Genomic DNA, 11,786 nt, shown 5'->3' with positions numbered 1-11,786 from the left:
TTAATTGACGGGGGGCTTCTTGGCGGGCGGCTTGGCACCGGCCTTGACCAGGGCGGCGGCCAGGCTGTCGTAGCTGTCGGGGCCGGCGATGCGCGCCACTTCCTTGCCACCCTTGCGGATGATGACGGTGGGCGTCTTCTCGATGTTCTGCTCGGTCGCTTCCTGGCTGCTTTTCGCCACGTAGTCCTGCAGCGGCCGGCTGCTGGTGCAGGCGTCATAGGCGGGGCCGGGCAGGCCCACCATGGCCATCATGTCCTTCAGGCCCGTCTCCGGATCCTTGGCGCCCAGCCATTGCGCCTGGGTGCTGAACAGCAGGCTGCGGGCGTCATTGTAGCGGGCCGCCGGCAGGCAGCGGGTGGCCAGGTGGGCCATATAGCCCACACGGTTGGTGGGCGTGTCATGGAAGACGAACAGCACTTGGCCCGCGTCGATGAACTCCGCCTTCAGGCGGGGCAGCATCGTTTCCTCGAAATGGGCGCAGTGCGGGCAGGAGAGGGAGGCGAACTCCTCGATCACCACCGGCGCGTCGGGCTTGCCCAGCGTGCGGGGGGCGGTGGCGGCGGCCACGTCGATGGTCACGCCGCCGGGGGCGGGGCCCCCCAGCGTCGCCGCCTGGGCGAAGGCGTGGGACGCGGGCAGGACGACAGACAGGGACAACAGCGCCGCCCCCAGGCCCAAGACCCTTTTGTGCACGTCACGCCGCCCCATCATCCCCTCCATCATCCTGTCGGCCGTCCGCTCATGGATGCCTGGTGGGGCCGCCCGCCGCGCCAGGCGGCCCCACCAGGGTGACAAACGCCTTACTTGCCGGCCGGCCGCTTGGCGCCGGCCTTCACCAGCGCGTCCACCAACTGGCTGTATTCACGCAGGTTGTCGATCTTTTCCACGGTGGTGTCGCCCTTCTTCACGAAGAAGGTCGGCGTGCCGTCCACGCCCAGCTTCTGCGAAGCGTCCAGCCGGCTCTGGGTGATGAAGTCCTGCAGCGGGCGGTTGCTGAGGCAGGCGGTGAACAGCGCGTCGGTCATGCCGCCCAGGCGCAGGGTCTGCTGCAGGGCCTTCAGCGGATCGTCGGCGTGTTCCCAGGTCTGCTGGTTCTTGAAGATCAGGCCCTTGGCCGCCGTGTAGCGGTCGGCCGGCAGGCAGCGGGCGGCCATTTCGGCGGCGAAGGCCAACTGGTCCAGGGGGAAGTCATGGAACACCAGCTGCACCTGGCCGGTGTCGATGAAGTCGGCCTTCAGCTGCGGCAGGAAGGCCTCCTCGAAATGGGCGCAATGCGGGCAGGTGAACGAGGCGTATTCCTCAACCACGATGGGCGCCTTGGGGTTGCCCAGGACGCGGGGCGATGTGGCCGCGGCGACGTCGATGGTGACGGCGGCGGGGGCCGGTGCCGTCTGGGCGGACGCGCCGCCGGCCGTCAGCAGCCCGGTCATGGCCCCGGCGGCCACCACGGCGGCGGCCAGCGAATTACGCAGATGTAGGTTCACCTTAGTTCCTCCGATACCAACTGTAGTGACTATAGGGGGCGGCGCCGGGGCCCGGCAAGCCGCCTCCAAGGGCTATCGCTTCGGGCCGCCCGCGGGGGCGGGCGGGGGACGCGCGGGGTTCAGGGGGCCAGGCCTTTCTGTCGCCATGATGGCGCGCCCCAGGCTGGCCAGCGCCTCGCGCAGGCCTTCGTCCGCCACGCCGCCCGTCTGGTTTTCCAGTGCCGCCGCCTCCCCCGCCGACAGGCGGCGCGGCACGGGCGCCGGCCGGTCGCGATTGCGGCGGTTGGTGGCCGGCGGCGCCTGGAACAGCTTGAGCCGGGCGACGGCGCGAAAGCCGAAGAAGCCGTTCAGCCGTTGCAGAATCTGTGGTTCCTCGTGCTGGATGAACAGGGCGGCCGGCCCGGCCACGCCCAGGTGCAGCACGGCGTCGTCCTGCCGGCCCTTGGGGAATTGCAGTTTCAGCGGCAGGGCCACGCTGGCCAGGCGGGGGCCGACGATGGCGTCCCATTCGGCCAGCAGCGTGGCGAAGGCGGGGCCATGGGGGCCCAGCGCCTTGCCGGCGATGGCGTTCAGGTGGCGGCCGATGGGGCGGGGGCCGGGCATGGGGCGCTGTCGACCTTGAAACAGTTGCGGGGCGGGCGTATCCGCTTGGGACGGCGATGCCCGGCGACCGGGCGCGGGCGCCCGGGACAGTTCAACCATGCCGCAAGGGGCCTTGACCAGACAATGATCGTCGCAGCCGCATCCACGACATCAGGCGCCGATCTGCCGGCGCCGGCGCCGGCCGACCTGCTGGCCTGGTACGATGCCCATCGCCGCCACCTGCCGTGGCGCGCCGCCCCGGGGACCAAGGCCGATCCTTACCATGTCTGGCTGTCGGAAATCATGCTGCAGCAGACGACGGTGGCCACCGTCGGCCCCTATTTCCAGCGCTTCCTGGCGCGTTGGCCCACCGTGGCCGACCTGGCGGCGGTGGAGTTGGACGCGGTGCTGAAGGAATGGGCCGGCCTTGGCTATTACGCCCGTGCCCGCAACCTGCACGCCTGCGCCAAGGCGGTGGTGGACCGGCACGGAGGCCGCTTCCCGGCGGATGAGGCGGCGTTGCTGGATCTGCCCGGCATCGGCGCCTATACCGCCGCCGCCATCGCCGCCATCGCCTTCGACCGGCCGGCCACCGCCATGGACGGCAACGTCGAACGGGTGATGGCCCGCATCCACGCCGTGACCGACCCGCTGCCGGGATCCAAGCCGACGCTGAAGGCCCTGGCCGCCGCCTTGGTGCCCCCGAAGCGGCCGGGCGACTACACTCAGGCGCTGTTCGATCTGGGCGCCACCCTATGCGGCCCCCGGGCGCCGCGCTGTGTGCTGTGCCCATGGATGGCGTCCTGCCGGGGCCGGCGCGACGGCTTGGCGGAGCTGCTGCCGATCAAGGCGGAAAAGGCGGCCAAGCCCACCCGCCGGGGTGTCGCCTTCTGGCTGACCAACGCCAAGGGCCAGGTGCTGCTGCGCCGCCGGCCCGAATCGGGCCTGCTGGGCGGCATGATGGAGGTGCCGTCCAGCGCCTGGGAACCGGGGGCGGAGCTCGCCTACAGCCGGGCCCTGCGCTGGGCGCCGGCGGCGGCCGACTGGCAGCGTCTGCCCGGCATCGTCCGCCATACATTCACCCACTTTCACCTGGAACTTACCGTCGTTCGCGGCCACCTGGACGATGAGGGGACGGCGGTGGAAGGCGTATGGTGCGCCCCCGCCGATTTCCATGACCAGGCCCTGCCCACCGTCATGCGCAAGGTTGTCACCTGGGCGCGGGGCGGCGGCAAGGCCTGATCCTCGACGGGTGTGCCTGCACCTTCTCCTTGGGACCTGGACCAGATGGGACAAGATGTGAGCACGGGGGCCCAAGTGCGGCGCACCCCCACGCGGCGCGCGTTGCTGGCCGGCATGGCGGCGTCGCTGGCGGCGCCCGCCATGCCGGGTGGGGCCTGGGCGCGGCCCGGCGGCACGCCGGTGGATTTGGCGCTGGTGATGGCGGTCGACAGCTCGGCCAGCATTTCCCAGGTCATGCTGGACTTCCAGTTGCGCGGCCATGCCGCGGCCTTCCGCGACAAGGCGGTGCATCAGGCGCTGGTCGCGGGTCCCAAGGCCAAGGTGGCGGTGCAGCTGGCCCTGTTCTCCGGGCCCGGCACCCTGACCACGCTGGTTCCCTGGACCTTGCTGTCCACCACCCAGGACGCCCTGGCCCTGGCCGACCGGATTGATGCCGCCCCCGGTGTCGCCATGGGCGGAAACACCGCGTTGGGTGACTGCATCGTCCAGGCGGTGCATCAGCTGGACGCCTGCCCCTACACCCCCGACCGGCGGACCATCGATCTGGTCAGCAACGGCTTCAACAATGGCGGCATCGACCCGCGCTCCGCCCGGGCGCATGCCCAGGCCGCCGGCGTGGGCGTCAACGGCCTGGTCATCCTGGACGAGTACGACTGGCTGGAACCCTACTACCGCGAGAACGTCGTGGCGGGGGAGGATGCCTTCGTCATCGCCGCCGCCAACCGCCACGCCTTCGCCGACGCCTTCCTGTCCAAGCTGGTCAAGGAAGTGGTGTAGGCAAAACAAAAACGGGAGGGGTGTTGGCCCCTCCCGTCGTTACAGCCTGATAAGATGGCTGCTTACTGCTGCTTGCGTGGTCCGGCGGCGGGGCGGGGGCCCTGGGCTGGCTGCTGGGCGCCCTCGGCCGGCGGCGGCTCGTTCGCCTTCTTGCGCAGCACGCCGGCGATGGCGTTGCCGGCGTTGTCGGCCACGGCCTTGGACGCGATCGGCGCCTCGTGCGAGATGATGAACAGCTGCCTGTCCTTGGTCAGGTACAGGATCAGGTTGGCGTAGAACTCACCCTTGTCCGTCTTGCAGTTGGCGGAGCCGGTCTGCATGTCGATCTGCAGCAGCTTTTCCAGCTTGCCCTTGGTCGGGGTGTAGGTGCCCTGACAGGCCTTGGACAGGCTGTCCAGGTAGTTCTGCGTCACCTTCTCCAGGTCACCGGCCTCGGGCTTCAGGCCCACCGAGCGCAGTGAGCCGATGACATCCTTCTGGATGGCCCAGGCGAAATCGCCGGGACGTTCCTGCGGCGACATCTTGTCCACCGGCAGGGGGTGCGCGTCCTTCAGCCCGGCATCGATCAGCAGGGCGGCGAAGGCCGGCGGGATGGCGGGCGGCGGGGCGGGCAGTTGCAGTTTGCCGGCCACAGCCTGGTCGATACAGGCGTTCAGGTCCTTGAACGCCTTGGTGCCGCCCTTCAGCACGAAGGTGGCGGTGTCATTGGGGCTGGCCACCTCCAGCTTGTTCGCCGTGGCCAGCGCCTTGGTGAAGTTGGCGTCGGCCGGGTCGAAGCCGGTCATGATGGCGTTGGGCTGGATCACCTGCGAACCGCGGGCCTGTTCCAGCTTGCCGTCCAGCCTCAGCTTGATGGCGGGGCCGGGGCCGGGTTGCATGTTGGCGCCGGGCACGCCGATCACCAGGTTGATGATCTTGGGCGGCAGCTTCTTCGCCTGCTGCTCCGCCGCGGGCACAGGCAGGGCCAGGAAGACCAGCGCCAGGCCATTGTCGAAGCTGGCCTGCGCCTCGCACAGCTTGAAGCTGCCGTCGGAATAGACCTGCGGGGCCACCTGCCAGGTGCCGGTGACCGTGCCCACCTTGGACGGCGCCGCGGGGGCGGCGGAGCTGGCGGCCGGGCCCTGGACGGGCGCCTGGCGCGGCGCGGCGCTGGGGCCGGCCGCCGGGCCTGTGGCGGGGCTGGCCGCCGGCGCCTGCTGGGGGGCCGCCACGCTGGAGCCCGAGGTGATGGCACCCGGCAGGATCAGGCCACCGCCATCAGATCCACCGGCTGGCGGCTGGGTCCCGGAGGGTTGGTCCGCCTGGGGTTGGCCCGATTGGGGCGTGGTCTGGGCAATGGCGGTACCGGCCAGGACCAGAGCGGTGCCGGCGGCAAGCAGACGGGCGGTGAATCGGGACACGGGGCTGCGTCTATCCTAAATGAAACCCATGGGTGCGACGGGACCCTAGGACACGGCATGGCATCATTCAAGGGGCATGCGCGCTCGCGCCGCAGGCCTGTCCGTGCGCGCTCTCCGGAAGAGTGGTGGGGGGGCGCGTTCGGCGGCCATACGTCCGCCACAATTCGTCAACTTTACTCTGCTGTTAACAGGCCTTTCCGCTGGAAATGCCATTGCGTGCCCGCTATAAGATTTGATCACATTTTGGCGCGCGAACGTTTGGGGGCAAACGATGCGTTTCGCTGCCGCGTTGGTGGTTTTGATGGTATCCGCGCCGATGTTGGCGCACGAGCGTTTGGACGCGGGAGAGGTCGGTCGGTACGTCACCGCGGCCGAGGCCCTTGTCGCGTCCACGCCGGGCGGCGGGCAACCGGCTTTCGTCCTGCTGGCCCATCCGGATTCGGATGGTAAAGCCCTGCTTGCGCGATACGGGTTCGATGAGCGGCGCTGGCGTCAGATGACTCAGCGGGTGCTCGCGGCCCGCCAGGCCGCGCGCGCCGCTGAGGATCCGGTGGAAAAGGGGGCCACGGCCCAGAAGCTGGCGTCCACCGCCAGCCTCAACGCGTTCGACCGGCAGGAGATGGCGACGTTGGTGCGCTGGACGGAACATGACCGCGCCGCCTTGGACCAGGAAACCAAGGAGGACCGGTCGGTGGTCGCGCCCTTCTTCGACCGGCTGGATCGCCTGGACACAGGCCGGGCGCGGCCCGTCGGCCGCTGAATCCCGTCCACGCGCGCCTCAGGCCGCCCTATTTCCCACACGCTTGGGCCCCGTGCTTTAAGCGCCCATGCGCGCGGGCCCTCTCGCTCCCGGCGAACAAACACCCTATATAGGGTTCGTGGGCATGCGGCCGTCTGGTCGGCGGGCCGGCGGTTTCATGCCTTTGCTTAGGACTAGTGTACGCGATGACGGACTATCGGCTGGAGGCCGTGACGGTGGATCAGATACCGGCGGCCGGCCCCGGGGCGCCGCCCACTTCCCCCCCGCCCGCAGCGCCCCAGGCGCCCGTGCCGCCCACCCGGATCGGGGGCGTGAGGCGCTATGTGAACAGCTTCTTCAAGGACCATGCGTTCATCCGCATGATCTACAAGAACATGTTCAAGATTTCGCCGCGGCTCTATCGCTCCAGCCAGCCCACGCCGCGCCACGTTGCCCAGGCCGCGCGCCTGGGCGTGCGCACCATCATCAACCTGCGCGGCCGGCGCGACAATTGCGGCTCCTGGGTGCTGGAGGATGAGGCCTGCGCCCGCCACGGCGTCACCCTCGTCAACTTCGCCGTCAATTCCCGCGACGCGCCCAAGAAGCACATCCTGCATCAGGCGCGGGAGATTTGGCGCGATGCCCAATACCCGGTGCTGATGCATTGCAAGGCCGGCTCCGACCGTGTCGGCTTCATGAGCGTGCTGTACCTGTTCGTCCATGAGGGCGTGCCGCTACGGACGGCGCTGGGCCAGCTCAGCCCCAAGTACGGCCATTTGCGCCATGCCAAGACCGGCATCCTGGACCATTTCTTCGAGACCTTCCTGGCCTATGCCAAGGACCGGGACATCGAACCCGGGGTGGACGCCTTCTATCGCTGGGTGGACGATGTCTACGACCCGCCGGCCTTCAAGAAGACCTTCATGACCCGCTGGTGGGCCAGCGTGCTGGCGGACAAGGTGCTGCGCCGGGAATAGGCGCGGCACCTGCCCGGGATCACCTCACCTCATAAAGCACGCTGCCATGCGCCGGCAGCGTGACCTCCAGGCCGGGCGCCGGCGCCAGCTCGTGGCCATCCCACAGGTCATGGGCGGCATGGGGACCTGCGGTCAGACCCAGCTGGGTCCAGGGGGCCGTCAGCGCCGTCGGCTTGTCATCCAGGTTGAACACCGCCAGGTAGTGCCGCCCGCTGCCCGTCGCCAGCCAGACGCGGGCATTCGCGAACCCGGCGGGCAGGTCCGTCACCGGGTGGCTTTCCTCCGCCGTCTGATTCACGGCGATGACATCCCGGTTGGTGATCAGCGCCCGCGTGGCCTCGTCCAGCTTGGTCAGGTTGGCACCCAGGATCAGGGGCGAACGGGCGATGGCCCACAGGGTGACCTGGGTGCGGGCCTCGTCCGGCGTCAGGCGCGACTGGCGCGGCTCACCCCAGCCGGGATGGGGCGCCAGGGTACCGAGGGGCAGCATGTCGGCATCGGCCCAATGGCCGCCGCCGGTGTGGGGCGCCCAGCCCGGCAGGCGATCGAAGATGTCGCGGATGCCATAGGGGAAATCGTCGGTCGGCTTCGCGTGGGGGAAGGTCCATCCGTCCCAGACGTCGTTGGAAATGCGCCACATCTGGCTCAGCCGCCGCACCTCGTCCGCGTGCGCCAGGTTGGTGGGGCCGGGTGACAGGCTCAGCACGATGGGCCGGCCGGTTTTGGCGATGGCCGTGCTGATCTGCCGGATTTCACTGGCCTTGTAGGGATGGTCGGCGATGCAGTCGACCTTCAGGAAATCCAGGCCCCAGGCGGCGAACAGCGCCATCATGGAATCATAGTAGGCCTGGCCCGCCGGGGTGTCGCGCACCCCATAATTGCCATCGTCCCAAGGGCAGGTGTCGGTCTTGTCCGCCACATCGGCGGCATGGAAGGGTGACCCCGCCACCGGCAGGTCGGAATCGACCGCTTGCTTGGGGATGCCGCGCACGATGTGCAGGCCGAACTTCAGCCCCTGGGCATGGAGCCAATCCGCCAGCGGCTTGAATCCCTGGCCGCCGGCGGCGGAAGGGAAGCGCGCCGGCACCGGGATCAGCAGACCGTTGGCGTCCAGCAGGTAGCGCCGTTCCGCCAGCGTCTTGCCGAAGGGATCGGCCATGTACCAGCCCTCATCGACGACGGCGTAGGTCCAGCCATAGGGCTTCAGCGTGGCCAGGACGCTGGCGTTGGCCTTGACGTCGGCCTCGTCGATGGTGAAGCCGTAGGCGTCCCAGCTGTTCCAGCCCATGGGGGGCGTGGCGGCCGGGGGCGGGGGGGCCGCCAGCGCCGCCGTGGCGGCCAGCAGGGTGGGCGCTAAAGTCGCGATGCGCAGCCAACGCCGCATGGGGGTCCTCTCCCTTTCCCGTATTGTTATCGCTAACAATACGGGAAAGCGGTCGCTCCGCAATGGATACGGTTATACCAACGGCATTTGATCGTGACCGGTCAAATGCCGTCCCTCAATCGCCGGGCGCGACCATCCGGTCGCTTGGCTTCCTCGCTCTCCAGTCCGCTACACTCCCCGGAAAGCTCCGGCGCCCGCAGTCGCGGGCTACAGCCGCACGAATCAGAATCTCGTACCGCTAGTAATACCCCGCCGGTGTTTCACGCGACGCGTGGGCAGGCCGCGAGCGGGGAAGACAGGACCAATGGATTGGGCGGCGCCGCGATCAGTGCAGCGTGGGGGGCAGGCCGTCCTCGTCCGCGAACCCGCTGGCGTCCTCGAACGCCGCGGATGAGGAGATGGGCGTGGCCTGGTGGTGCACCATGCGCCACTCGCCGGCGGTCCGGACGAACAGGTTGGTGACGACAAGGGCGGTGTTGGCCACGAATTCCTCGCACACCACCCAGCCGACATCGCCGCACACGGTGGCGCGTTCGGCCTGATGGCGCACACCGGGCGACCGGGGGTTCCCCAGCAGCTCGCGCCAGCTGCGCATCACCTGGTCCCGCCCCTGCAGCGCCGGCCAGCCCGGGTGGACACAGCGCACATCGCCATCCGGGGACCAGAGCGCCTCCATGCCCGCGACGTCGCGGTCGGCGAAGGCCTGGAAAAATCGGCGATTGGCGGCCAGCACGGCCTGGACGTCCGCCTCGCCCTCGGTCGTCGTGGTGTCGGCTGGCTGGGATGAAAGCGCGTGGGTCTTCACCATTGCCTCCCCTGTTGGTGCCTCCCCTGTTGGCGGCTTTGTCGTCGGCTCCCGTAGCGCCGAACCCGCTCCACCATAGCGCGGCGGAGGCGGCCGAGTCACGATTCGGCCGCGCGGTCACGGAATTGTGCCGGAAGCGGGACGGGACGGCAGGTTGTCCCCGCGACTTTTCGCAGGTGATGGCTCCAGGGGCGCCAGCCATAGGCCCGCTTCATGCCTCGCGCGCAAGGCCCCTCGGCCGGGAAAGATGGTTGTCTTGACAACATAGAAATACGCGAAAAAGCTTATAGAAAAAGAACCATACAAATTTAAATTGATTATTATGCAAAATAAACTATTTTTGCGACACGTGCCGACAGATGCACGATTGTACCGCTCAATCGAGGAGGCTCCCATGTCATTCCCTGATCATGTTTTGTTCGGTTACAGCAGGGCCGCGCCCCGCGCTTTCACGCAGGCGATGGACAATAAAACGAAACTGGGGCCAGACGAGCTATGGGTTGGTCAGTGGAGCAATGATTGGGTTGGATTTGACAGTTTTTCTATAAATGGAACTCAATATGTCTGTGGTGTTGGCGGCCTTCACGGCACCGTTTTCATCCAGAAAATTTTAGCTAATGGTGTTCCCGGTCAGGAAGTTTATCGTGAAAAAACAGCGCACGCATGGTACGTCTGCGCGCAATATCAAGTATCGGGTCATAACTTTATCTTATTTCACGGAAGAGACAACGATTATGAAATTCGTAAATTAGATGAAGATGGAAGGATTTTGCCAGGTGCTATACAAAAGGGAAGATGGAAAGCTCAGTACTCTTCTGTATTTTCAGTTATTTTCGCTGATGGCCGGGTGTATTTGTGCGGTTTTTCCTCGACCACAAAGAGATTCTTTACGCAACCGGTGAAATCCGACGGCTCTCTTGCTGCGGATGAAAGTTACTCGAGCACATGGAGTAGCATCTATAACCCGGTCATTCCCGTGAAGCTTGCCAGTGGCCGCGTTTTTGTCTGGGGGCAAACCGCCAGTAAAAACTATTGGTTCTTGCAGGAAATGCTGAGCGATGGATCGTTGGTGCGGAATGAATCCGATAATGGCCGATTTGGCGACCATTATCAAACTGCGACCGCTGTGACCATTGATGGGGTGACCTATTTAATGGCACAGACGGCGGATAGTAATAAGAAATTTTTCACCCAAATTGTTCAGGAAAATGGGAAGCTGGCGAAAGAAGAGACTCAATCAAATAATTTCAGAAACTATTATACTTATTTCAGTGTGTACAAAACAACTCAGATTGCTCCAGAAGATGGCTGGATGACAAAAAACTATAATTACATTCATAATAAAACATTAAAAGAAATTGTAATTCCTGGCGCGCATGATGCTGGCATGTCAGATAGCATTGACTGTACATCGACGACGAATGCGGTAAATACGAGAACGCAGGTCTTGGGCATGGCCGGACAATTGAGCGCTGGATGTCGCTATTTCGATCTTCGGCCTATCGTTTCTGTGGAGCCAGGTAAGGGGGCGGAGTCTTCGGCCGTATATCTGACGGGCCATTTCTCAGAGGTGCCGGTCGTCGGCATTCAAGGGTGTTTCGGCCAGGACATGAATAGTATAATTCACGATATACAAAAATTTTCCAATGATAAGAATCACAGGAACGAGCTGATTATATTGAAGTTCTCACACTATGCCAAGGCAAAGCGCCATAATAATTCTCCTTCAACGGTAACAGGATTTGGTTGGGACCCGGCAGATAAAAGAAAATTTGCAGATTTCCTGAGAAATAATCTTGGAGATCTGTTGGTGACTAATAGAAGCGATAGGAGGATTGGCACATTTAGATATGATGAGATCATGGCTTGCGGAAATAAGGACAAAGCAAAAATATTGGTAGTAATAGATGGATTACCTTCAGACATTCGCAGTCCGGAAACCGGAATATTCCGATATCATGACTACCCATATGACAAATATGATCCCGACTTCATATCCCCTAATGTCGACCTGTGTGTATATGATGAGTACTCAAGCACCAATGAATATTGGAAAATGGAGGCCGACCAGTTCGCCAAGATGGACGACCCGGCCAATCACGGTGGCGACATGTATGTCTTATCCTGGACATTGACGCAGAGTGATGGGCAGGCGGCGCTCAGTGCCACCCATCTGCCTCAAAGCATTTTGGATCTGGCACGTGAAGCCAACGGCCATCTGGGGGAAGCGGTGGGCCGTATCATGGAGAAAAATAAGAAGCTTTGGCCGAGCGTGCTGTACGTCGACAATGTGGACCCATCCGTGGCCAGTTTATGCGAGTTGATGGTGCAAAAGCCGTGACCCTGGTCCAGTGAAAACAGCGGACCCGCATCCGGCGGGTCCGCCATTTCCCTCG

11 protein-coding genes are annotated in these 11,786 nt (G+C 65.0%); 5 read left to right on the top strand and 6 right to left on the bottom strand.

Annotated elements, in window-relative coordinates; genetic code table 11:
• The 3 genes from FHS74_RS26465 to FHS74_RS26455 form a co-directional block, all read right to left on the bottom strand.
• Positions 1-693 (bottom strand): thioredoxin domain-containing protein, encoded by a 693-nt coding sequence (locus FHS74_RS26465; protein WP_184807260.1) that lies wholly within the window; start codon positions 691-693, stop codon positions 1-3.
• Between the two features lie 107 nt (positions 694-800).
• A complete protein-coding gene (locus FHS74_RS26460; RefSeq protein WP_184807259.1) occupies positions 801-1,484 on the bottom strand; it encodes a thioredoxin domain-containing protein in 684 nt (227 codons plus the stop codon).
• Between the two features lie 72 nt (positions 1,485-1,556).
• Positions 1,557-2,087: a DUF721 domain-containing protein gene (locus FHS74_RS26455; protein WP_184807258.1), complete on the bottom strand. Its 531-nt coding sequence runs from the start codon at positions 2,085-2,087 to the stop codon at positions 1,557-1,559.
• Positions 2,088-2,210: 123 nt separating this feature from the next.
• On the opposite strand from FHS74_RS26455, the gene mutY reads away from it, so the two are divergent.
• Both mutY and FHS74_RS26445 read left to right on the top strand, forming a co-directional pair.
• The gene (gene mutY / locus FHS74_RS26450) at positions 2,211-3,308 is read left to right on the top strand and encodes an A/G-specific adenine glycosylase (protein ID WP_184807257.1); all 1,098 of its coding nucleotides are present in this window, start codon (positions 2,211-2,213) and stop codon (positions 3,306-3,308) included.
• 45 nt (positions 3,309-3,353) lie between these two features.
• Positions 3,354-4,085 carry a DUF1194 domain-containing protein gene (locus tag FHS74_RS26445; RefSeq protein WP_184807256.1) on the top strand — a complete coding sequence of 244 codons (732 nt, stop codon included), beginning with the start codon at positions 3,354-3,356 and terminating at the stop codon, positions 4,083-4,085.
• Positions 4,086-4,147: 62 nt separating this feature from the next.
• Here FHS74_RS26445 and FHS74_RS26440 read toward each other — a convergent pair whose 3' ends face one another.
• Positions 4,148-5,485, bottom strand: a complete 1,338-nt coding sequence (locus FHS74_RS26440) for a hypothetical protein (protein ID WP_184807255.1) — start codon at positions 5,483-5,485, stop codon at positions 4,148-4,150.
• Between the two features lie 316 nt (positions 5,486-5,801).
• Between FHS74_RS26440 and FHS74_RS26435 the strand changes: the two genes are divergently transcribed.
• Positions 5,802-6,245, top strand: a complete 444-nt coding sequence (locus FHS74_RS26435; protein WP_211106569.1) for a hypothetical protein — start codon at positions 5,802-5,804, stop codon at positions 6,243-6,245.
• Positions 6,246-6,430: 185 nt separating this feature from the next.
• On the top strand, positions 6,431-7,201 hold the full coding sequence (locus tag FHS74_RS26430; RefSeq protein WP_184807253.1) for a protein tyrosine phosphatase family protein: 771 nt from the start codon (positions 6,431-6,433) through the stop codon (positions 7,199-7,201).
• 19 nt (positions 7,202-7,220) lie between these two features.
• Here FHS74_RS26430 and FHS74_RS26425 read toward each other — a convergent pair whose 3' ends face one another.
• Together FHS74_RS26425 and FHS74_RS26420 are read right to left on the bottom strand one after the other, a co-directional pair.
• Entirely contained in the window at positions 7,221-8,585 is a 1,365-nt protein-coding gene (locus tag FHS74_RS26425) for a glycoside hydrolase family 27 protein (protein ID WP_211106568.1), read from the bottom strand.
• A gap of 325 nt (positions 8,586-8,910) precedes the next feature.
• Positions 8,911-9,393, bottom strand: a complete 483-nt coding sequence (locus FHS74_RS26420; protein ID WP_184807252.1) for a nuclear transport factor 2 family protein — start codon at positions 9,391-9,393, stop codon at positions 8,911-8,913.
• 391 nt (positions 9,394-9,784) lie between these two features.
• On the opposite strand from FHS74_RS26420, the gene FHS74_RS26415 reads away from it, so the two are divergent.
• Complete coding sequence (locus tag FHS74_RS26415) at positions 9,785-11,731, top strand: PI-PLC domain-containing protein (RefSeq protein ID WP_184807251.1); 1,947 nt, start codon at positions 9,785-9,787, stop codon at positions 11,729-11,731.
• The last annotated feature ends 55 nt before the right edge of the window (positions 11,732-11,786 follow it).

The organism is Nitrospirillum iridis, assembly GCF_014205765.1.
In the GTDB taxonomy this organism is placed as follows: domain Bacteria; phylum Pseudomonadota; class Alphaproteobacteria; order Azospirillales; family Azospirillaceae; genus Nitrospirillum; species Nitrospirillum iridis.
The sequence above is the reverse complement of the archived record's forward strand: the minus strand, read 5'-3'. Positions and strand labels throughout refer to the sequence as shown.